Source organism: Candidatus Microbacterium colombiense, assembly GCA_029203165.1.
GTDB classification, from domain to species: Bacteria; Actinomycetota; Actinomycetes; order Actinomycetales; family Microbacteriaceae; genus Microbacterium; species Microbacterium colombiense.
The window spans coordinates 1,379,117-1,401,139 of record CP119308.1 but is presented as its reverse complement, the minus strand read 5'-3'; the positions used below and the strand labels follow the sequence as shown (position 1 = coordinate 1,401,139).

The following is a 22,023-nucleotide window of genomic DNA, read 5'->3' as shown; positions in this document are numbered from 1 at the left end:
GGAAGGTGATGAAGGAGTCACGATGACGACGATCGAACTGCCGACCGGCACCGGCGATTCCGTGCTGCATTCGCGGACGGAACTCGCAGAGCTGCAGCTGCACCGCCTGCAGTGGACCGTGCGCCACGCGTACGAGAACGTGCCGCACTACCGTCGCCGCTTCACGGAGCACGGCGTCACGCCCGACGACATCCGCACGCTCGACGACATCCGCCTGCTGCCGTTCACGACCAAGGCCGATCTGCGCGAGACGTACCCGTTCGGCATGGTCGCGGTGCCGATGGCCGATGTGCGGCGGGTACACGCTTCGTCGGGAACGACCGGACGTCCGACCGTCGTCGCCTACACGCAGGGTGACCTCGAGCGCTGGGCCGATCTGGTGGCTCGCTCGCTCCATGCCGCCGGCATCCGTCCAGGGATGCGCGTGCACAACGCCTACGGATACGGCCTGTTCACGGGCGGCCTGGGTGCGCACGCGGGGATCGAGCGGCTCGGCGCGACCGTGATCCCGATGTCGGGCGGACAGACAGCGCGCCAGGTGCAGATGATCCGCGACTTCGAGCCGGACGCGATCCTGTGCACCCCGAGCTACCTGCTCACGATCGCCGATGCGCTGGAGGAGGCGGGTATCGACCCCCGCACGACCTCGCTGCGCATCGCCGTGCTCGGGGCGGAGCCCTGGACGAACGAGATGCGCCGCGAGATCGAGCGGAGGATGAACCTCGACGCGGTCGACATCTACGGGCTCAGCGAGGTGATGGGACCGGGGGTGGCGAGCGAGAGCGTGCTCACCAAGGACGGCCCGCACGTCTGGGAGGACCACTTCCTCCCCGAGACGATCGATGCCGAATCGGGCGATCCGGTGGCCGACGGCGAGCTCGGGGAACTCGTCTTCACCTCGCTCACGAAGGAGGCGTTCCCGGTGATCCGCTACCGCACGCGCGACCTCACCCGTCTGCTCCCCGGTACGACGTTCCCGGCCGCGCGGCGGATCGAGAAGATCACGGGGCGCAACGACGACATGATCATCCTGCGCGGCGTGAACCTGTTCCCGACGCAGATCGAGGAACTCGTGATGGGCATCGAGACGCTCACACCGCACTTCGTGCTGGAGCTGCGGCGCGAAGGCCGGATGGACTCCCTGACCGTGCGAATCGAACGGCATCCGCAGCTCGAACGGGAAGTGTGCGAGGCGGCGGCCGCGGTGTTGCAGCAGCGCATCAAGGTGCACATCGGCACGACCGTCGACGTACATCTGGAGGAACCGGGAAGCCTGCCCCGCAGCGAGGGCAAGTACAAGCGCGTATACGACCTGCGCTGAGGCTCGGTCCTTTTCCTCCCGCTCGGGCGCGCCCGACCGGTCACGCGTGGTGCACGGAGCGTGCGGATGCCGGCGGTTCGCCGATCTCTGCGATCTGATGGCCCGTGCACAGTCGACGGGTGACGGTCGCGCGATGGATCCTGGTCAGGGCGAACCAACGGATGCCCGCACGAAGTCTGCACCAGGCGATGAGGTACCACTGACCGGCGGTGAAGGCGAAGATCATCGGCTCGACCTCGCGTCGTGTGGCCCGGTCCTCGGCGTCGATGTAGGAGATGTTCACGGTGAGCTGCTCGACGATGGCGTGCTCGAGCGCTGTCATCACGCGTCGTTCGGCCGAGGGGCCGACGTCGACCCAGACGCGATCCGAGAGCTCGGCGGCTCTTCGGCGGGTGACAGGGTCGAGCACGTCGAGCACCTTGCGGATCGATGCGCGCGCCGCGTCGGAGAACGGAGCGTGCGCAGCGGTGGCGACGGCGGCGTTGAGAGCGAGGGCTTGTCCGGCGGTCAGATTCACGGGCGGCAGACGATGCCTCTCCGTCAGCCCATAGCCCCCACCGGGTCCGGTGCGCCCCCACACCGGGAGACCGCTCGCCTCGAGCGCGGAGATGTCGCGCTTGATCGTGCGGACCGTCACCTCGAACTCATCGGCAAGCTGCTGCGCCGTGCGGCCGCGGGTCCCCGCCCGGCGCAGCGACTCGGTCAGAGCGTGGAGACGCGCGGTCCGGATCATCTCTTCATATTAGTGACGAGAATAGTGACATGCCGTTGCCCCGGGTCTGACGGAGGGTGGACGTATGAAGAAGAACACACCGACCGACACCGCCTTCGTTCTCGCCCCCGGCCACTGGCTCGGCGCATGGGCATGGGACGACGTCGCATCCCACCTCAGCGATCGCGGCCACCTGGCCTTCCCGGTGACCCTGTCCGGTCTCGATCTTGACGACATCCAGCGCACCGAACGCACGCCGGCCGACCAGGCGGACTCGCTCCGGGCAGCGGTGACCACCGCTCGTGCCGACGCGTCGACCGTCATCCTCGTCGTCCACAGCGGCGCGGGCTTCGCCGCCTCCGTGCTGCTCGATCAGGACCCCACGCTGGTCGACCGCGTCGTCTACGTCGACAGCGGTCCGACCTCCGACGGCTCCGCTTTCGACGCGTCGCTGGCCCTCGAGGTGCACGAGGTCGCACTCCCGCCGTTCGCGCAGCTCGACGCAAGTCTCGAAGGGCTGAGCGAGCGCGCACTCGAACGTTTCCGCCAGCGTGCTGTGCCGATGCCCGCGCCCGTGATGCGCACCCCGGTCCGATTGCAGAACGACGCACGCCGTGACGTCCCCACGACGATCATCGCCTGCTCCTATCCCTCCGCCGTGGTGATGCAGATGGCTCAGTCAGGGCACCCGATGATGGCGGAAGTCGCCGCCCTCCGCGACCTCGAACTCATCGACCTGCCGACAGGGCACTGGCCGATGTGGAGCCGCCCCGCAGATCTCGCCGCGACCCTGGCCGCCGCGGCCGGCGTCAGCCGCGCAGAGCGAGCGTGAACGGCAGCACCTCGCTTGCTCCGGCGCGTCGGAGCGTGCGGGCGGCGATGGTCATGGTCCAGCGGCTGTCGACCAGGTCATCGATGAGCAGTACAGGTCCAGCCGGGACGTCGAGGTGCTCGGCGCTCAGCCGATCCCACAGGCCGGCGAGTCGGAAGACACTGTTGCCGCCCGGCTGACCGCTCGGGCCGCCGCCTACGGAGGCGAGCGCGCCGAGGTAGGGCAGACGCCCGACCTCGGCGAGTCCGCGGGCGAGGGAGTCGACGAGCTGCGGATGTGACCGCGACGGCATCGCGATCACCGCAACGGGACGCTGATCCCACGTCCACCCCGCGAGCACGCGCACGCAGGCGGCGAGCAGCTGCGGCGACACCGGGGCGTCCGGGGCGCCGGCGGCGAAGATCTCCCGCAGCGCACCTCCCCACCCGAGGTCTGTGAGGCGGGCGAGCGCTCTGCCCTCCCCCGCCTGCTCATCCGGCGCGATGCGGCCCCGCACCGGCACCTCGAGCCGATCGGCGCCGGTCGGCCAGGCGCGACGCGGCTCGATCGGCACACCGACCCGGTCGAGCGACTCCGACGCCTGGGTCGTCGCGGCCGCGCCGATCTCCCGGGGGAACCAACCGCCGGCGCAGTTGTCGCATCGACCACACGGCGCCGCGGTCTCGTCGTCGAGGGAGCGCTGCAGGAACTCCATCCGGCAGCCCTCGGTCTGCTCGTAGTCGAGCATGTGCTGCTGCTCGGCGACGCGCTCGGCCGCGATGCGCTCGTACCGCTCGGCGTCGTAGACCCAGGGCTCGCCGGTCGCGACCCAACCGCCCTGCACCCGACGCACGGCGCCGTCGACATCGAGCACCTTCAGCAGCAGCTCGAGCGGGGTGCGGCGGATGTCGACCATCGCCTCGAGTGCCGGCGTGGAGATCGGTGCGTCGCCGAGTGCCGAGATCACCCGCTCGGCACGCTCCCGATCAGGCATCGACGCGGTCGCGAAGTAGTGCCAGATGTCGCGGTCCTCCACGCCGGGGAGCAGCAGCACGTCGGCGCTCTCGCTGGCACGGCCCGCGCGGCCGACCTGCTGGTAGTACGCGACCGGAGACGACGGTGCTCCCAGATGCAGCACGAACCCGAGATCGGGCTTGTCGAACCCCATACCCAGGGCGCTGGTCGCGACGAGCGCCTTGACCTCGTTGCGTTTCAGCATCCCCTCCGACTCGGCACGCTCGTCGGTGTCGGTCTGGCCCGTGTACGCACGCACATCGTGACCGTGCTCACGCAACAGCCGGGCGGTGTCGACGGCGGCCGCGACGGTGAGTGTGTAGATGATGCCCGAGCCCGGCAGATCATCGATGTGGCTGAGCAGCCAGGCGAGCCTGCTCGCCGAGTCGCGCAGCCGCAGCACACCGAGACGCAGCGAGGTGCGGGCCAACGGGCCACGGATCGTGAGCACATCCGCCGCTCCCGCACCACCGGCTTGCGGACGGTCGGAACCGTGCAGGCTGCCGAGCTGTTCCGCGACGTCGGCCACGACCCGACTGTTCGCGGTGGCCGTGGTCGCGAGCACCGGCACATCGGCCGGCATCTGGGCGATGAGGTCGCGCAGTCGCCGGTAGTCGGGGCGGAAGTCGTGCCCCCAGTCGCTGATGCAGTGCGCCTCGTCGACGACCAGCATGCCGATGCGGCCCACGAGCGCCGGCAGCTGCTCCTCACGGAAGGATGGATTGTTCAGACGCTCGGGAGAGACGAGCAGCACGTCGACCTCATCGCGGTCGAGGCGTGCCAGCACATCGCTCCACTCGTGAGCGTTCGTGGAGTTGATCGCCACCGCACGCACGCCGGCGCGTTCGGCCGCGGAGATCTGGTCGCGCATGAGCGCGAGCAACGGCGAGACCAGCACGGTCGGTCCCGCGCCCTGCCGCCTCAGCAGCAGGGTGGCGACGAAGTACACCGCCGACTTGCCCCATCCGGTGCGTTGCACGACGAGCGCTCGGCGCCGATCGGCGACCAGCGCTTCGATCGCCTCGTACTGCCCGTCGTGGAAATCGGCATCGGGGCGCCCGACGAGTTCGCGCAACGCGGCGAGCGCGGCCTCACGGATATCGGCCTCATGGGCATCGGACGGAGCGGAGGAGACCATGACACCACTCTGCCCCACCCCACCGACATGCCCCACCCCACCGGCATGGCCACCCGCCCGACACCTGCATCCCGTCGTCTACCGTGGAGGGGTGATCACCCGAGAACTCGCCGTCGCCCTGCGTGATGCGGGCCTCGTGTGGCATCCGGCCGACGGCGATCGGTTCCAGCTCGACCTGCCGGAAGAGATCGAGCTCGAGGCTGAGGCCGACGTCTTCACGGTGAGCGGGATGACCATCGAAGCACGTCAGACCCCCAGCGGCATCGATCTGGCGTTCAACGGCACGACCGAGTGGGCCCTCGACGCGGTCACCCTTGCGGACGCCGTCTGGTTGCCTCGCGAAGATCAGCTCCGTGAGCTTCTGCGCGGCACCTTCCGTCGCCTGGCTCGACTCACGGACGCCTTCCTCGTCGAGATCGAACTCGCCGGCGAGACGCTGACGTTCGAGCATCCCGACCCCTCCGAGGCGTACGGCAGGGCGCTGCTCGAACTGGTCTCCCGCTCGCGCTGACCGACCCGTCTTGCATGTCGCGCATCGTCATGTCAGAATTACCCAACGAACGGTCAGTAAAGACCGGATACCGAGGAGTCGATGATGACAAGCCCCGCAGACCTCAGCCTCATCCCGAGCGAGATCTCCGACGACGAGCGCCTGTTCGACGAGCTCATCGCGAACGAGCAGCGCATCGAGCCCCGCGACTGGATGCCCGAGGCGTACCGCAAGACGCTGATCCGGCAGATCTCCCAGCACGCGCACTCCGAGATCATCGGCATGCAGCCGGAGGGCAACTGGATCACGCGGGCTCCGAGCCTCAAGCGCAAGGCGAGCCTGATGGCGAAGGTGCAGGACGAGGCCGGCCACGGGCTCTACCTCTACTCCGCTGCGCAGACGCTCGGGATCACGCGCGACGAGATGATGGACCAGCTCATCACCGGCAAGGCCAAGTACTCCTCGATCTTCAACTACCCCACCCCCACCTGGGCCGACATGGGGGCGATCGGCTGGCTCGTCGACGGTGCCGCGATCGTCAACCAGGTGCCGCTGTGCCGCGCGTCCTACGGACCGTACGGCCGCGCGATGGTGCGGGTGTGCAAAGAGGAGTCGTTCCACCAGCGCCAGGGGTTCGAGATCCTGCTCAGCCTCATGCAGGGCTCCGAGGAGCAGCGGCAGATGGCGCAGGATGCCGTGAACCGCTGGTACTGGCCGAGCCTGGCGATGTTCGGGCCGCCGGATGAGCAGTCGCCGAACTCCGCGCAGTCGATGAAGTGGAAGATCAAGCGCTTCTCGAATGACGACCTGCGCCAGCGTTTCGTCGGGATGCTCGTGCCCCAGGCGGAGATCCTCGGCGTCACGCTGCCCGACCCCGATCTGCGCTTCGACGAGGAGACCGGTCAGTACGCGATCGGCGAGATCGACTGGGACGAGTTCTTCGAGGTGCTGCGGGGCAACGGTCCCTGCAACGCCGAACGACTGGAGCGTCGCCGCACCGCCCACGCAGAGGGCGCCTGGGTGCGCGAGGCCGCCGCCGAGTACGCCCGCAAGCAGGCACAGAAGACGAAGGCGGTGGCGTGATGGCGACCCCCGGTGCTGACGAGCACGAGCCCTGGCCGTTGTGGGAGGTGTTCGTGCGTGCGAACCGTGGCCTGAGCCACGTGCACACGGGCTCCCTGCATGCGCCGGATGCCGAGATGGCGATCCGCAACGCCCGCGACCTCTACACCCGCCGCGGCGAGGGCGTCTCGATCTGGGTCGTCCCGGCGGATGCCGTCACCACGAGCGATCCGGATGCGAAGGGGGCGTATTTCGAGAGCCCGGCGGGGAAGAACTACCGTCACGCCGTCTATTACACGGCGTCCGAGGGGGTGCCGCACCTGTGAGCGCGCACGACATCCACGGCGACGTCTCGGTCGATGAGCTCCACCTCTCGCAGGAGCTCTCCGGCATCGGCGCCGTCGCCGCATCCGCAGACATCGCCGAGTACGCGCTGCGCCTCGGCGACGACGCGCTGATCCTCTCTCAACAGCTGGGCGAATGGATCTCTCGGGCCCCGGAGCTGGAGGAGGATGTGGCGCTGGGCAACATCGCCCTCGACCTTCTCGGGCACGCCCGCTCGTTCCTGCACTACGCGGGCTCGTTCGACGGCCGCAGCGAAGACGACCTCGCCTTCTTCCGCGATGAGCCGGAGTTCCGTTGCGCCTGGATCGTGCAGCAGCCGAACGGCGACTTCGCCCAGACCATCGCGCGGCAGTTCGTGGTCGCGACCTACATGTTCGAGCTCTACTCCGCCCTGCGGACGAGCAGCGACGAGACGTTCGCCGCGATCGCCGAGAAGTCGCTCAAAGAGGTCGACTACCACCGCGATCACGCCGTGCAGTGGATGCTGCGCCTGGCGGGCGGCACCGACGAGTCGCGCGCCCGGATCATCCGCGCCAACGCCGATGTCTGGCCGTACGTCGACGAGCTGTTCCGCGACGACGAACTGATCGAGCGTCTGGGTGACGCCGCCGTGCGACCGTCGCTGCTGCGGGGCGGATTCGACCGCGTGGTCGACACCGTCTTCGCCGAGGTCGACCTGTCGGTGCCCGCGGTCGCCGCCTCGTCCGCGGGAGGACGTCGGGGCGCACATGCCACGCCGCTCGGCCACCTCCTCGCCGAGATGCAGGTGCTCGCGCGACGGCATCCGGGCACGACGTGGTGACCACCATGCGCACCCACGACACGACTCCGACGCAGGACGCCTGGCGCATCGCCGCGGCCGTGCCCGATCCCGAGGTGCCCGTGCTCACGATCGAGGATCTCGGCGTGCTGCGGGCCGTCGCGGTCGACGGCTCGCGTGTGCAGGTCGACATCACCCCGACGTACAGCGGGTGCCCGGCGATGGACACGATCCGCGACGACGTCATCCTCGCCCTCACCGCCGCCGGTTACGACGAGGTCGACGTACGCCTCGTGCTCTCCCCCGCGTGGACCACGGACTGGATGTCGGATGCCGGCAAGGCCAAGCTCGCCGCGTACGGCATCGCGCCGCCCTCGGGTCGCGCCGCGGTGTCGACCGGCCCGATCCGGCTGATGCTGAGCGTGCGCTGCCCGCGCTGCGGATCGCTCGACACCCGCGAGGTCTCGCGCTTCGGATCGACGTCGTGCAAGTCGCTGTTCGAATGCAGGGCCTGCCTCGAACCCTTCGATCACTTCAAGGTGCACTGACATGTCGCTCTTCACCTCCGCCCCGGCATCCGTTTCTCATCCGCCGACCTCTCGCGACGCGACTCCACGCACGCGCGCACGGTTCCACACCCTCGCTGTGTCTGACGTGCGGCCGCTCACCGACGACGCGGTCGAGGTGACGTTCACCGTGCCCGCCGCGCTCGCCGACGAGTACGACCACCTTCCCGGACAGTACGTCGCCCTGCGCACCACTCTCGACGGCGTCGAGGTGCGCCGGTCGTACTCGCTGTGCCGCGCTCCCGAACACCGGGGCGACGGAGCGGACACGAGTCTCAGCGTCGCGGTCAAGCGTGATGAAGGCGGCCTCTTCTCGACCTGGGCGCAGACGGGCCTCCACGCCGGATTCGAGATCGATGTGATGAGCCCGCAGGGCACGTTCACATCGGGCCTGGACGACCTCGACGATCGCCACGTGGTCGGCATCGCGGCTGGCTCCGGCATCACCCCCCTGATGGCGCTCGCCCACACGGTGCTGACCCGGTCGGACACCTCGCGGTTCACCCTGCTCTACACGAACAGGGCGACGCTCGACGTGATGTTCCTGGAAGATCTCGCCGACCTCAAGGATCGCTACCCGACCCGTCTGGTGCTGCACCACGTGCTGTCACGAGAGCAGCGCGCCGCGCCGGTGCTGTCCGGGCGCATCGACGAGGCGAAGCTTCGTCTGATCCTCTCCGCGCTCATCCCCCCGACGACGGTCGACGAGTGGTTCCTGTGCGGGCCGCTGGCCCTGGTAGATCTGTGCCGCGAGGTGCTCGCCGATGTCGGCGTCGACCGCTCGCACATCCGCTTCGAACTGTTCACGACGGGTGAGGAGCCCACGCGCGCGGCACGGCCGGTCGAGGTGCGCGCCGGGCAGAAGACGGTGCGCATCGAAGTGACGCTCGACGGTGTCTCCTCGACCGTGGAGAGTCCCGTGGACGCGCACGAGTCGGTGCTCAACGCCGCACTGCGCGTGCGACCGGATGCGCCGTTCGCCTGCGCGGGCGGAGTATGCGGCACCTGCCGGGCGCGCGTCGTGGCGGGCAGCGTCACGATGACCGAGAACTACGCGCTGGAGCCCGACGAACTCGCGCGCGGCTTCGTGCTCACCTGCCAATCCCACCCCACCAGCGACCGCGTGGTCGTCGACTACGACGTCTGACCCGGAGGCCCCGATGATCGACCTCACCATCGCCGACGACGTCGCGACCGTGGTGCTGAACGCGCCCGCGAAGATGAACGCGCTCGACGAACAGGCCCTCGGCGAGCTGGATGCCGCGTATCAGGCGGCCGAGGCGGCCGGAGTCACGGCTCTGGTACTCCGCGGCGAAGGACGGGCGTTCTGCGCCGGGCGCGACATCTCGGGCGTCGACCCGCGCGACGACGACGTGATCGGCTATCTCGGCGGTCTCGTGACGCCGCTTCTCCAGCGCATGGCACGGTTCCCCGCGCCCACGTTCGCGGTGGCGCACGGCGCATGCCTCGGCGTCGGGCTCGGCCTGCTGATCGCGACCGATGTCGTGTACGTCGCGGAGTCCGCGAAGATCGGTTCGCCCTTCGCCGCGCTCGGAGCGACCCTCGACTCGGGCGGGCACGCCCTGTTCCTCGACCGGCTCGGCGCACACAAGACGCTCGACCTGATCTACACGGGACGGTTGATGACCGGGTCCGAGGCCGTGACCTCCGGGCTGTTCTCGCGGGTGTTCCCCGACGACGAGGTCGTCTCGGCGACGACCGAAACCGCAGCCGCCGCGGCCCGCGGAGCCACCGCGGCGTTCCTCGCGAGCAAGCAGCTCATCGCCCGCATCCGCGACGAGCGCCTCGCGCTGTGGGATGCCGTAGGGATAGAGAACGCCGCCCAGGCCGCCCTGTGCGACACGGACGACTACCGCGAGGGCTTCGCCGCCTTCCAGGAGAAGCGCAAGCCGGTGTTCCGCGGACGCTGAGACCGGTTCGCAAGCCCCTCGGCGATGTCCGAAGCGGGTGCGAGAATGCGGGGATGCTGCTCTCGGAGCTCGTCACCACGACAGAAGAGGTCGCCGCGACCTCATCGCGCCTCGCCAAGATCGACGCGTTGGCCCGCTTGCTCGCGCGCGCAGAGCCCACCGAGATCGCGCCGCTCGTCGGCCTGCTTCTCGCAGCACCGCGGCAGGGGCGCCTCGGAGTGGGCTGGCGAGGCATAGCCGCCCTCCACGTGCACCATGCCGACACATCATCCCTGCGCATCGCCGACGTCGATCAGGCTCTCGATGCTCTGGCCGCGGCATCCGGCACCGGCTCGAACGCCGCGCGCAGCAGCATCCTCGGCGGCCTGGCCGCGCGCACCACGGCCGGTGAATGGGACGTTCTGGCGAGGGCGATCCTGGGCGAGCTGCGCACCGGGGCCCTCGGCGGCGTGCTGCTCGATGCGATCGCCCGCGCCTCCGATCGCACACCCGCGACCGTCCGCCGCGCCGCCATGCTCTCGGGTGACCTCGGCCTCACGGCGCACCTCGCCCTCACCGGCACCGCCGCAGAGCTCGAGGCCGTGGGGCTCCAGGTCGGCCGCCCGGTGCTGCCGATGCTCGCCGGCACCGCCGCGACCCCGACAGCCGCCCTCGAGCTCACGGGCGAGTCGTCGGTCGAGTTCAAGCTCGACGGAGCCCGCATCCAGGTGCACCGCCACGGCGAAGAGGTCGGTGTGTACACGCGCAGCCTGGCCGACATCACCCATCGTGTGCCGGAGCTGGTCGAGATCGTGCGGGCGCTCCCCGCCCACGACCTGATCCTCGACGGCGAGACGCTGTCGCTCGACGAGGACGGCGGGCCGCGTCCGTTCCAGGAGACCATGTCGCGCTTCGGCGCGGATGTCTCTCGCGAGCTCCTGCTGCGACCCTGGTTCTTCGACCTGCTGCACGTCGACGGTCGGGATCTGATCGACGAGCCGCTCTCCACTCGTCTCACGGAGCTCGAACGCGTCGCCTCCGACTGGCGCATCCCCGGCATCGTGACGGCCGATGCCACTGCGGCCGAGGAACTCTCCCGCGAGGCCCTCGCCGCCGGTCACGAGGGCGTCGTCATCAAGGCGATCGACTCGCCGTACGCCGCGGGGAGGCGCGGTACCTCCTGGATCAAGGTCAAGCCCGTGCTGACCTACGACCTCGTGGTGCTCGGGGCGGAATGGGGCTCGGGCCGCCGCCAGGGCTGGTTGTCGAACCTGCACCTGGGCGCACTCGACCCGACCGGCGAGTTCGGCGAGCCCGGTGCCTTCGTGATGGTCGGCAAGACGTTCAAGGGACTCACCGACGAGCTGCTGAAGTGGCAGACCGAGACGTTCCCCGCGCTCGAGACGCGACGCAGCGTGAGCACTGTCTTCCTCCGGCCGGAGATCGTCGTCGAGATCGCGATCGACGGCGTGCAGCGCTCGCCCCGCTACCCAGGCGGAATCGCGCTCCGGTTCGCTCGGGTGAAGCACTACCGTCCCGACAAGACCGCCGCGGAGGCCGACACGATCCAGACGCTGCGCGGGCTGCTGCGGGGCTGATGCGGGGCTGATGCGGCTCCGGCGCTCAGGCCGAGGGCGCCAGTCCCAGGTCTTCTTCGCGCACCGTCCCCTGGAACGACCACGGGAAGTTGATCCACAGATCCGTGTCCTTCCAGGCGTAGTCCGGCTGGATGATGGTCGACGGCTTCGTGTAGATCGTGACCGAGCGCACGTCGGCGCCCTTGTCCTGCAGCAGCTTCACCGCGAGCGCGAGGGTCCGCCCGGAGTCGGCGACGTCGTCGACGAGCAGCACCCGACGACCATCGAGGTAGGCCATGTCGAGCTCGGGCGGCAGTACCTCGGGAGCATCCAGCACCGTGCCGATGCCGGTGTAGAACTCGACGTTGATCGCGCCGCAGTTCTTCGCGCCGAGCCCGTAGGCGATGGCACCGGCCGGCAGCAGGCCGCCGCGCGCGATCGCGACGACGACCTCCGGCACGAACCCGCTGCCGAGGATGTCGCGTGCAAGGTCGCGCGTGGCCGCGCCGAATCCGTCCCAGGTGAGCGTCTCGCGCTCGATAGCTGCATCAGTCACTGACCCATTCTCCTGCATGCGGGCGGTGCCCGGTTCCCGTCGAGGGGTCACTCCAGCCGGGTCACCTCGACCGACACGAACAGCTCCGACGCGCTCGGTCCGGCGTACACGCCCCGCAACGGCGCCACGTCGCCGTAGTCGCGGCCGTGGCCGACGTAGACGTGCGACTCGCCGATCTCGGCGAGGTTGGTCGGGTCGTACCCGCGCCACTCCCCCGCGTACCACTCGACCCACGCGTGCGACTCCCCGACCACGGGCTGCCCGATCGGCGCCGTCGGATCCGGGTGCAGGTAGCCGGACACGTAGCGCGCCGGGATGCCGATCGCACGCAGCACGCCGAGAGCGACATGCGCGATGTCCTGGCAGACGCCCGAACGCGCGGGCCACGCGTCGCGCGCCGTGGAGTTCACCCCGGTGACGCCGCTCTGGTACTCCATCGCCTCACCGACCGTCCGGCAGATCTCGAACGCGGTGGCATCGACGTCGCGGCCTTCGGCCTTGATCCGCTGCCCGAGTGCGATCATCTCGGCATCGGGCGCCGTGGCGGGAGTCTGTGTGACGCCCTCGGCCAGAGACAGCGACTGCGGGATGCGGGCGGCGAGCTCGTCCCAGTCGATGCCCCTGGTCGGCTGCGGCATCGCCCGCACGTCGACGATGCTCGTCGCGGTGACCGACAGCAGCTGATGCGGAGTGAGCACCTCGAATGTCGACACCCGGGTGTCCCAGTAGTCGGCGTAGGAGTGCTGGGTCGCGGTCGGCGAGATGTCGAGGGTCGCCTGCAGCACGAACTGGCCCTCGCGCGAATGCGGCAGCATCCTCGCTTCGTTGTACGACGCGGTCGCCGGCTTCTCGTAGCGGAATCCGGTGCGATGCACGACCCGCAGGCGGCTCACAGCGCCTCTCCGATCCACACCGGCATCGCGATCGAGGGGAAGTATCGCTCTCTGATCGCATCGCTCGCCTCCGACATCCCCACCTGCACCTCTTCCATGCTCTCCGAGAGGCGATGCACGATGTCGCCGACCGGTCGATACTCCAGCTCCGAGCGCATCCGTCCGAGCACCCGATGGGCGCGGTCCGGGGCGCCGAACGCTCCCGCCGGGTCGATGCCGCGCAGACACTCGTCCGCCTGCAGGATGCTGGACAGCACCGACCGCGGGAACAGCCGATCCACCAGCAGGAACTCCACGGCCGACGTGGCCGTCGGTATCGCGCGATGGCTGCGCAGATGCGCCTCGTAGGCGCCGCAACTGCGGAGCAGCGTCGTCCAGCTCGGCCCGCCGGCATCCGTGAGCGACCGCGTCGCGAGGAGCCGCGCCGTCATGTCCGCCCGTTCGATCGACCGGCCGAGCACGAAGAACTGCCACGCCTCATCGCGACTCGTCGAGGAGTCCACCACGCCGAATGCCAGGGCGGAACGGTCGCGGACCCAGCGGAAGAAGGGATGCGTCTTGTCCGAGGCGATCCACCGCGGCATGCGCGCGTGGGACTCGTTGAGGGTCTCCCACAGGTCGGTCGAGATGATCTCGCGCGCGCGGCGGGCGTTCTCGCGGGCGGCCGTGATCGAGTGCGCGATCGACGCCGAGTGTTCCCGGTCCAGCGCGAGAATGCGCACCACGTCGTCGCGTCCGAGCGGTGCATCGCCCTCGACGGTCGTGCCCATCACCGAGAGCAGAGCACGGCAGGCGGTGTCCTCCTCGACCCACGGATCCTCCAGGAGCAACTGCAGGTGCACGTCCAGGATGCGCGCGGTGCCGTCGGCGCGCTCGACGTAGCGGCCGATCCAGAACAGCGCTTCTGCGATGCGACTCAGCATGGGAGATCCCCCGATTCCGATCGCTGCTGCTGTTGTTGCTGTTGTTGCTGGTGGTGGCGCACCTCGAGATCCTCGTCCTGCGGAGAGGAGAGGAACGGCGGATGCGATTCCTCTCGGGGAGCGGCCACCACCGCGATCGCCCCGGTGGCGAGGGAGACCTCGTCGGATGCGGGGTCCGAGAGGCCGTCGAGGGTGGTCGTCGGCCCGGTGAACAGGGAGGGATCCAGCACCCAGGTGTCCTTCGACCCGCCGCCCTGGCTGGAGTTCACGACGAGCTGCCCCTCGGGCAGTGCGACGCGCGTGAGCCCACCCGGCAGCACCCAGATGTCGTTCCCGTCGTTCACGGCGAAGGGGCGCAGGTCGACATGCCGCGGGCGGAATCCGTCTTCAACCAGCGTGGGGATCGTCGAGAGCTGCACGACCGGCTGCGCGATCCATCCCCGCGGGTCAGCGAGCAGCGTCGACCGCAGTGCGTCGAGCGTCGCCCGCGAGGCATCCGGGCCGACGACCAGCCCCTTCCCTCCCGACCCGTCAACCGGCTTCACGACGAGCTCGTCGAGGCGATCCAGCACCTCTTCCAACGCGTCCGGCTCCTCCAGACGCCACGTGTCGACGTTCGGGATGATCGGGTCCTCCCCGAGGTAGTAACGGATGAGTTCGGGGACATACGTGTAGACGAGCTTGTCGTCGGCGACGCCGTTGCCGATCGCATTGGCGAGCGTGACGTTGCCGAGCCGCGCCGCCAACATCAGCCCGGGAGCTCCCAGCACCGAATCCGGCCGGAAGTGCTGCGGGTCGAGGAACTCGTCATCGACGCGGCGGTAGATCACGTCCACCCTGGTCGGCCCTGCGGTCGTGTGCATCCAGACCCGGCCGCCCGAGCAGAACAGGTCGCGCCCCTCGACCAGCTCGATGCCCATCATGCGCGCCAGCAGGGTGTGCTCGTAGTAGGCGGAGTTGTAGACGCCGGGGGTGAGCACGACGACGGTCGGATTCTCGACGCCTGCCGGAGCTGCGGCACGCAACGCCTGCAGCAACCGGCCCGGATAGTCGACCACGGGTCTCACGCGCAGACTGGTGAAGAGCTCGGGCAGAGTCTGTGCCATGACCCGCCGGTTGGCGAGCACGTAGCTCACGCCGCTGGGCACGCGGACGTTGTCCTCCAGCACCCGCCAGGCACCCTTCTCGTCGCGGATCACGTCGATCCCGGCGACATGGATGCGCACACCGTTGGCCCCGACGATGCCGGCCGCCTGACGATGGAAGTGCGACGACGAGCTGATCAGCGACGCCGGGATCACCCCGTCGTGCACCGCCAGCTGCGGGCCGTACACGTCCGCCAGGAACGCCTCCAGCGCGCGCACCCGCTGCTTCACCCCCGACTCGACGTAGGTCCAGTCATCCGCGGCGATCACGCGCGGAACCACATCGAGCGGGAACGGCCTCTCCTCCCCGGCGAAATCGAAGGTCACCCCCTGCGCGAGGTACGAGCTGGCCAGTGCATCCGTGCGCGCCCGCAGCTCCGCGTCATCCATTCCCGCCAGCGCGGGGTACATGTCTTGATAGGGCGGGCGCACCTGGCCGCCACTCGGCGGCGCCTCCGAAGGGAACATCTCATCCCAGGGCTGCGCCCCCTTCCGCACCGGCGACCGACGGGAGGTGTATCCGTTGAACAGCGACTCCATGTCGGAATACTTCCGTGGCGTGGTTTCGATGATGTTTCCGAGGGAAGTCAGGGCGGCGACAGAGCCGGGCGGGAGCGGTAGAGTTCATCTGTCCGGCATCTTTCCCGGCCGGTGCCCGAAAAAGGGGCACGAAGCACTCTGCATCGCTGCGGAGGCGAGACACATACGGATCCGACTCTCATCCGTCCCTGTCTCGAAAGGCTTTCGCATGCCCACTGTCTCCGCGCACGTCGCCCTCACCCTCGCCCAGCACATCGACGCTGTCTTCGGCGTCATGGGCAACGGCAACGCCTACTTCCTCGATGCGATCGAACGCCAGACGGATGCCGTGTTCACGGCCGTCCGCCACGAGCAGGGCGCTGTGGTCGCCGCCGATGCGCACTTCCGCGCCTCGGGCCGGATCGCCGCGGGAACCTCGACGTACGGTGCCGGGTTCACGAACACCCTCACCGCGCTCGCCGAGGCCGTGCAGGCACACGTTCCGCTCGTGCTGGTCGTGGGCGACGAGCCGACGTCCGGACCCCGCCCGTGGGACGTCGACCAGATCGCCCTCGCCTCCGCCGTGGGCGCGCGCACCTATACGGTCGGACGCACCGATGCCGCCGCGACCACCGTGATCGCGATCGAACACGCTCTCACCTACCGTGTGCCTGTCGTGCTCGCGATCCCCTACGACGTCGCCGCCCTCGAGTCGGGTCCGGTAGCCGACGTGCCCTCGCCGCGCGTCCCCGCCCCTCTCGCGCCGAAGGGCGAGTTCGCCGAGGGGCTGCTCGACGAGATCGCCGACGCCCTGCGGCACGCCGAGCGCCCGTTCCTGCTCGCCGGTCGTGGGGCCTGGCTCGCCGGCGCCAGCGCTGCGCTGGGCGAACTGGCGCAGGCCACCGGGGCGCTCACGGCGTCGTCGGCGCTCGGCCGAGGCGTGTTCCCCGACGACCGGTACGATCTGGGCGTCACGGGCGGGTTCGGTGCAGAAGGAGCGATGGACCTCATCCGCGGGGCCGATGTCGCCGTCGTGTTCGGGGCCTCGCTGAACCAGTTCACGATGCGCTTCGGTGAACTCTTCGCCCCCGGAACCCGCGTCTTCCAGGTCGACATCGCTCCGGCGGCCACGCACGCCCACATCGGCGGGTTCGTCCGTGCCGACGCCCGAGTCGCCGCGGAGGCGATCGTCTCCCGCCTCCGCTCCGCAGCCCCCACCCCTTCCACCCCGTCCGCCCTTTCCTCCGCCTCGTCCACCGAGCACAGCTTCGGAGATGAGGCACGGCGCGCCGCGGCATCCACCGACGTCGCCGGGGTGTCGCCCGCGAGCTCCGAAGCCGTGCCCGCCGCCGCCCGCACTCCCTGGCGCGAGAGCGTCGATGTGGCGGCCGCGCGCGCGTACGACGCCGGCGACGATCTCGCACCGGACGGACGCCTCGACCCGCGCTCCGCCGCACGTCGTATCGCAGACCTGTTGCCGGAGGACCGCGTCGTGGTCTCGGACGGCGGGCACTTCATCGGCTGGGCGAACATGTACTGGCCGGTCGCGGCGCCCGATCGCATGATGATGATCGGCACCGCCTTCCAGTCGATCGGGCTGGGGTGGCCGAGCGTCGTCGGTGCCGCGTTGGCGCGCCCCGACTCGACGGTCGTGCTGACATCGGGCGACGGCGGAGGGCTGATGGCGATCGCCGACCTCGAGTCCGCCGTGCGCGCCGCCGGTGGCCGCGGCATCGCGGTCGTCTGGAACGACGCCGCGTACGGGGCAGAGGTCAACCTCTACGGGCTGAAGGGCCTGGCACAGGAGCCGATGCGCATCCCGGAGGTGGACTTCGCGGCATTCGGCGCCGCTGTCGACGCAGAGGGCGTCGTGGTGCGCACGCTGGGCGACCTCGATCGTCTGGCAGCGTGGAACGAGGAGGATGCGGCGACCCGGCGGTTCCTGCTGCTCGACCTGCGCATCTCCGGGGATGTGATCGCGCCGTACCAGCAGGAGATCATCCGCGTGAATTCCTGACGGAGCGAAGGCTAGGCTCCTCGTCATGACAGAAGTTCCCGAGGTACTGCGGTACAACGCGTTCGCGGCCGATCCGACCGGGGGCAACCCCGCCGGCGTCGTGCTCGACGCGGTCGATGTGAGCGACGCGCGGATGCTGCAGATCGCCGCCGACGTCGGGTACTCCGAGACCGCGTTCGTCACTTCGCGCCGGGACGTCGACGGAACGCCTCGCTATCGCGTGCGGTTCTGGTCGCCCGCGGCGGAGGTGCCGTTCTGCGGACATGCGACGGTCGCGACGGCGGTGGCTCTGGCCGAGCGGAACGGAACAGGCGAGGTGGTCTTCGAGACGGCCGGCGGCGAGGTGGCGCTGCGTTCGGAATCGGATGACGAGGGCACCATCGCCGTCTCGTTCACGAGCGTCGACCCCGAGGTACGCGATCTCGACGAGCGCGTGTTCGACCGCCTGCTCGAACTCCTGGGGCTCGGCGCCGACGACCTCGACGGGCGTTTCCCGCCGAGGGAGGCCTTCGCCGGGAACCGGCATCCGATCATCGTCATCCGCGACCGTGAGCTCTTCGATCAGTTCCGCTTCTCCCCCGCACCGGTCGCCGACCTCATGCGCGAGCAGCAGTGGCTGGGCACGATCACCGTGCTGCATGCAACCGGCCCTGCGGATTTCGACGCACGCAATCTGTTCCCGGTCGGACGCATCACCGAGGACCCGGCGACCGGCTCCGCCGCGGCGTCGGTCGGCGCTTATCTCCGCGACCTCGGCCACCCCGAGACGACCGTGCGCATCCACCAGGGTGCCCACGTTCGCCGCCCGAGCCTGCTCACCGTGACGATTCCTCCCGACGGCGGGATCGTGGTCTCCGGTGGGGCGACGCGCATCGGCTGACACCCGTACGCTCGGGCCCGCCGAGCGTACGGGTTGTTGTCGAGTGGATGAGAAGCCTGCGCGCACAGGTCGTGCAGTCGGGCGGATGCCGTGCACGCGGCGACTGCGGGCAGTTCGGGGGGGGGCGTGCACGCCGCCCCTCAGCGACCGGCTCAGCCCTGCGTGGCGTAGTCCGGAAGCTCCTGCAGTGTCCACGTGTTGCCGTCGGGGTCGTCGAACCACACGAATCGGCCCCAGCCGAGGTCTTCGACGCCCTTCGTCGCGACACCGAGGGACTCGAGGTGCGCCTGGGCCTCGTCGGCGTTCGGCACGACCACCTGGATCGTCTTCTGCTGTCCGGGCTCGAGAGGAATCTCGAGTCCCGTGCCGAAGGCGATCGAGCAGGCCGAGCCTGGCGGGGTCATCTGCACGAAGCGCAGTCCCTCGGTCGGCGTCTGATCGTGGTCGGGGTTGAAGCCGATCTTCGTGTAGAAGTCCTTCGAGCGGTCGACATCGGTCACCGGTACGAAGATGAGTTCGATCTTCCAGGTCATTGCGCACACCCTCCTGGCGGACGCCGTCGCCCGACCGAGACCCACGGTACGCCGGACCACCGACAATCCGACCAGGGGTTCCGCGCCCCGCTCAGCGCGCCGGCAGCAGCGCGCCGTCGAAGAACTCCGCCAGCTCCGCCGTGTCATCCAGGGGGAGGATCGCGGCGACATACTGATCGGGTCGCACGACGATCACGACGCCGTCTCGTGAGAGCTCGCGCGCGGCGAAGATGTCGGTCGGCGTCCATTTCGACGGACCCGACGCGTACACCTTCTCCCAGTCGGTGAGCCCGAGGGGGCCGGTCTTCGGCTGGAACAGCGAGGGAGCCGAGGTCACCTCGACTTCCTCGAACGGCTGTTGGTAGACGGCCTTGACGTCGAACACGGCATCCACGTCGGCATCCGCCGGGGTGAACCGCGCGAGAACCTCAGCCGCCTGCTCTGCCCAGGTGGCGAGCACCTCGCCCGTGCGGTCGCCGAAGGCGTACACGCGCCACCGGCCGTCGGCCGTGGCGTGATGACCGAGGTGGGTGACGTTGCCGTCGCCGACCCTGATCACCTCGGCCGACTTGAAGCGCTTCCCCAGCGGGAAGCCCGCCGCCAGCGCCTGGTGCGCATCGGAACCCGTGATCATCGACGAGGTGTACTGCGTCATGAACCCCGAGGGGAACTCGGCCGTGGCGAGGTAGTACGTCGCGAGCTCGTTGGGGTCGGAGATCTCCTCCGGCTTGCGGGCCATCAGGCTCGACCACTCCCGATCGAAGTCGATGAGCTGCTGCGCGACCGGCCGCCGCTCTGCGCCGTACGTGGCCAGGAGCGACTCCGGAGCACGCCCGGTGAGCACCGAGCCGAGCTTCCATCCGAGGTTGAAGCCGTCCTGCATCGACACGTTCATGCCCTGCCCGGCCTTGGCGCTGTGCGTGTGGCAGGCGTCGCCGGTGAGGAACACGTGCGGCGTGCGGCCCGACTCGTCGATCACGTCGTCGAAGCCGTCGGTCACCCGATGCCCGACCTCGTACACGCTGTGCCAGGCGACCTGCTGCACGTCGATCGTGTACGGGTGCAGGATGTCGTTGGCCTTGCGGATGATCTCCTCGACCGGGGTCTTGCGCACACGGTGATCATCGTCGTCTGCGACCTCGCCGAGGTCGATGTACATGCGCGAGAGGTAGCCGCCCTCCCGCGGGATGTGCAGGATGTTGCCCGCTTCGGAGTTGATCGCGCACTTCGTGCGCCAATCCGGGAAGTCGGTGTTCACCAGCACATCCATGACGCCCCACGCATGGGCCGCACTGCCGCCGACGTGCGTGCGTCCGATCGCCTCGCGCACACCGCTGCGCGCGCCATCGCAGCCGGCGACGTACTTCGCCCGGATGGTGCGCTCCTCGCCGGCGCGCTCCCCCGCGAGATGACGCACCCGCACCTCGACGGGGTACTCGCCCTCGTCGTGCACGGTGAGTCCGACGAACTCCACGCCGTAGTCCGGCGTGATCCGACCGGGGCCGTTTCCGGCGGCTTCGGCGAAGTAGTCCAGCACCCGCGCCTGGTTGACGATCAGGTGCGGGAACTCGCAGATGTCGTAGGCGTAGTCCGCGGTGCGCGAGGTGCGGACGATCTCCCGCGGGTTCTCGGGATTCGGACCCCAGAAGTTCATCCAGCCGATGTTGTAGGCCTCGGCGACGATCCGCTCCGCGAAGCCGAACGCCTGGAAGGTCTCGACGCTGCGCGGCTGGATGCCGTCGGCCTGACCGAGCACCAGTCGCCCGTCGCGCTTCTCGATGATGCGGGTCGTGACGCCCGGGTACTGCGACATCTGCGCGGCGAGCAGCATGCCGGCCGGCCCCGACCCGACGATCAGCACGTCGAGCCGGTCGGGAAGCTCGCTCGGCCGATCCACGCCGACGCCCGCGGCATCCTGCACGCGGGGATTGCCGGAGACATAGCCATGGTGGTGGAACTGCATCGTCGTCGATTCCTTCCGGACTGCACTGTCGGGTCTTGCATCCTCGAACCGCGTGTTCTATATTCGAACACAGCGTTCTACTATTGAACACATCGTATTCTCGACGACCTCCGAGTGCAAGGAGCATCCGTGGCCGACGGCACGACGCCCGCATCACAGACCCTGAGCCGCGGCATCCGCATCCTCGAGATCCTCAGCGATGCACGCGAGCCCCTCGCGATCGACGAGATCGCGCACCGCCTGGGCGTGCACCGCTCGATCGCCTACCGGCTCCTGCGAACGCTGGAAGACCACAGCCTGGTCACCCGCGACGGAACGGGCGCCGTCAGCCTGGGGGCACGCATGGCGGCACTCGCCGCCGGGGTCGCCCATGACCTTCAGGCCGAGGCGCTCCCCGAGCTGACGGCGATCGCGAACGAGCTCGGCATGACGTGCTTCCTCGCCGTCCTCGACGGCGAGGAGTGCATCACACTGGCCAGCGTCGAACCCAAGCACGCGATCGCCAGCGTCGCGCAACGCCCGGGCGCCCGCCATCCCGTCACGGTCGGCGCTCCGGGAAAGGCCATCCTCACGCAGCTCGCTCCGAACGAGTGGCCCTCCCCGATCTCCGAGCGGCTCCGCGCCGACGTCGAGCTGACCCGCACCCGTGGGTACGGCACGAGCCACGACGAGGTCATCCCGACCGTGCAGTCCGTCGCGGTTCCGCTGATCCTGCGCGGACATCGACCTGCCGCGATCGCGGTCGTGCACGTCGCCACCTCCCTCGACGACGGGGCCATCGCCGAGCGTCTTCAGCGGTCGGCAGAGCTCATCCGCGAAGCGCTCGACGGCTGACCACGCTTCACAACTCCGGAGAAACGGGTCGATATCCGCGCAACACGCCCGACA

The 22,023-nt window shown here is 69.4% G+C and carries 21 protein-coding genes; 13 read left to right on the top strand and 8 right to left on the bottom strand.

What is annotated here, in order from left to right:
* Nucleotides 1-22: 22 nt before the first annotated feature.
* Nucleotides 23-1,321 (top strand): phenylacetate--CoA ligase, encoded by a 1,299-nt coding sequence (gene paaF / locus P0Y60_06790; GenBank protein WEK62444.1) that lies wholly within the window; start codon nt 23-25, stop codon nt 1,319-1,321.
* A gap of 40 nt (nt 1,322-1,361) precedes the next feature.
* Here the strand turns inward: paaF and P0Y60_06785 are convergent, their stop codons facing one another.
* Nucleotides 1,362-2,054 (bottom strand): WYL domain-containing protein, encoded by a 693-nt coding sequence (locus P0Y60_06785; GenBank protein WEK62443.1) that lies wholly within the window; start codon nt 2,052-2,054, stop codon nt 1,362-1,364.
* A gap of 64 nt (nt 2,055-2,118) precedes the next feature.
* Between P0Y60_06785 and P0Y60_06780 the strand changes: the two genes are divergently transcribed.
* Entirely contained in the window at nt 2,119-2,865 is a 747-nt protein-coding gene (locus tag P0Y60_06780; protein WEK62442.1) for an alpha/beta hydrolase, read from the top strand.
* Here the strand turns inward: P0Y60_06780 and P0Y60_06775 are convergent.
* A complete protein-coding gene (locus tag P0Y60_06775) occupies nt 2,843-4,996 on the bottom strand; it encodes a DEAD/DEAH box helicase (GenBank protein WEK62441.1) in 2,154 nt (717 codons plus the stop codon). The genes P0Y60_06780 and P0Y60_06775 overlap by 23 nt on opposite strands.
* A gap of 91 nt (nt 4,997-5,087) precedes the next feature.
* On the opposite strand from P0Y60_06775, the gene P0Y60_06770 reads away from it, so the two are divergent.
* From P0Y60_06770 to P0Y60_06735, 8 genes are all read left to right on the top strand, one after another.
* The gene (locus tag P0Y60_06770; GenBank protein ID WEK62440.1) at nt 5,088-5,507 is read left to right on the top strand and encodes a pilus assembly protein CpaE; all 420 of its coding nucleotides are present in this window, start codon (nt 5,088-5,090) and stop codon (nt 5,505-5,507) included.
* A gap of 84 nt (nt 5,508-5,591) precedes the next feature.
* The gene (gene paaA, locus P0Y60_06765; GenBank protein ID WEK62439.1) at nt 5,592-6,569 is read left to right on the top strand and encodes a 1,2-phenylacetyl-CoA epoxidase subunit A; all 978 of its coding nucleotides are present in this window, start codon (nt 5,592-5,594) and stop codon (nt 6,567-6,569) included.
* A complete protein-coding gene (paaB, locus tag P0Y60_06760) occupies nt 6,569-6,874 on the top strand; it encodes a 1,2-phenylacetyl-CoA epoxidase subunit B (GenBank protein WEK62867.1) in 306 nt (101 codons plus the stop codon). Before paaA ends, paaB begins: the two co-directional genes overlap by 1 nt.
* Nucleotides 6,871-7,695: a phenylacetate-CoA oxygenase subunit PaaC gene (gene paaC, locus P0Y60_06755; GenBank protein WEK62438.1), complete on the top strand. Its 825-nt coding sequence runs from the start codon at nt 6,871-6,873 to the stop codon at nt 7,693-7,695. Before paaB ends, paaC begins: the two co-directional genes overlap by 4 nt.
* Nucleotides 7,696-7,700: 5 nt before the next feature.
* Entirely contained in the window at nt 7,701-8,201 is a 501-nt protein-coding gene (gene paaJ / locus P0Y60_06750) for a phenylacetate-CoA oxygenase subunit PaaJ (protein ID WEK62437.1), read from the top strand.
* A 1-nt stretch (nt 8,202) separates the two neighbouring features.
* Nucleotides 8,203-9,366 (top strand): phenylacetate-CoA oxygenase/reductase subunit PaaK, encoded by a 1,164-nt coding sequence (paaK, locus tag P0Y60_06745; GenBank protein WEK62436.1) that lies wholly within the window; start codon nt 8,203-8,205, stop codon nt 9,364-9,366.
* Between the two features lie 13 nt (nt 9,367-9,379).
* Entirely contained in the window at nt 9,380-10,150 is a 771-nt protein-coding gene (locus tag P0Y60_06740; GenBank protein ID WEK62435.1) for an enoyl-CoA hydratase/isomerase family protein, read from the top strand.
* A 53-nt stretch (nt 10,151-10,203) separates the two neighbouring features.
* Nucleotides 10,204-11,727: an ATP-dependent DNA ligase gene (locus P0Y60_06735; GenBank protein ID WEK62434.1), complete on the top strand. Its 1,524-nt coding sequence runs from the start codon at nt 10,204-10,206 to the stop codon at nt 11,725-11,727.
* Nucleotides 11,728-11,752: 25 nt separating this feature from the next.
* Here P0Y60_06735 and P0Y60_06730 read toward each other — a convergent pair whose 3' ends face one another.
* The 4 genes from P0Y60_06730 to P0Y60_06715 are packed head-to-tail and all read right to left on the bottom strand — an operon-like array spanning nt 11,753 to nt 15,763.
* Complete coding sequence (locus P0Y60_06730) at nt 11,753-12,262, bottom strand: phosphoribosyltransferase (GenBank protein ID WEK62433.1); 510 nt, start codon at nt 12,260-12,262, stop codon at nt 11,753-11,755.
* A 47-nt stretch (nt 12,263-12,309) separates the two neighbouring features.
* Nucleotides 12,310-13,155, bottom strand: a complete 846-nt coding sequence (locus P0Y60_06725; GenBank protein ID WEK62432.1) for a transglutaminase family protein — start codon at nt 13,153-13,155, stop codon at nt 12,310-12,312.
* Nucleotides 13,152-14,078, bottom strand: a complete 927-nt coding sequence (locus P0Y60_06720) for an alpha-E domain-containing protein (GenBank protein ID WEK62431.1) — start codon at nt 14,076-14,078, stop codon at nt 13,152-13,154. Before P0Y60_06720 ends, P0Y60_06725 begins: the two co-directional genes overlap by 4 nt.
* The gene (locus tag P0Y60_06715) at nt 14,072-15,763 is read right to left on the bottom strand and encodes a circularly permuted type 2 ATP-grasp protein (protein WEK62430.1); all 1,692 of its coding nucleotides are present in this window, start codon (nt 15,761-15,763) and stop codon (nt 14,072-14,074) included. The genes P0Y60_06720 and P0Y60_06715 overlap by 7 nt, the downstream gene beginning before the upstream one ends.
* 208 nt (nt 15,764-15,971) lie before the next feature.
* Here P0Y60_06715 and P0Y60_06710 point away from each other — a divergent pair, with 208 nt between their 5' ends.
* Nucleotides 15,972-17,759, top strand: a complete 1,788-nt coding sequence (locus P0Y60_06710; GenBank protein ID WEK62429.1) for a thiamine pyrophosphate-binding protein — start codon at nt 15,972-15,974, stop codon at nt 17,757-17,759.
* Nucleotides 17,760-17,784: 25 nt separating this feature from the next.
* Nucleotides 17,785-18,639, top strand: a complete 855-nt coding sequence (locus P0Y60_06705; GenBank protein ID WEK62428.1) for a PhzF family phenazine biosynthesis protein — start codon at nt 17,785-17,787, stop codon at nt 18,637-18,639.
* Between the two features lie 152 nt (nt 18,640-18,791).
* On the opposite strand, the gene P0Y60_06700 is transcribed toward P0Y60_06705, so the two are convergent.
* Complete coding sequence (locus P0Y60_06700) at nt 18,792-19,172, bottom strand: VOC family protein (GenBank protein WEK62427.1); 381 nt, start codon at nt 19,170-19,172, stop codon at nt 18,792-18,794.
* Nucleotides 19,173-19,263: 91 nt separating this feature from the next.
* Nucleotides 19,264-21,135 carry an FAD-dependent monooxygenase gene (locus tag P0Y60_06695; protein WEK62426.1) on the bottom strand — a complete coding sequence of 624 codons (1,872 nt, stop codon included), beginning with the start codon at nt 21,133-21,135 and terminating at the stop codon, nt 19,264-19,266.
* A gap of 129 nt (nt 21,136-21,264) precedes the next feature.
* On the opposite strand from P0Y60_06695, the gene P0Y60_06690 reads away from it, so the two are divergent.
* Nucleotides 21,265-21,969 (top strand): IclR family transcriptional regulator, encoded by a 705-nt coding sequence (locus tag P0Y60_06690; GenBank protein WEK62425.1) that lies wholly within the window; start codon nt 21,265-21,267, stop codon nt 21,967-21,969.
* Nucleotides 21,970-22,023 lie beyond the last annotated feature (54 nt).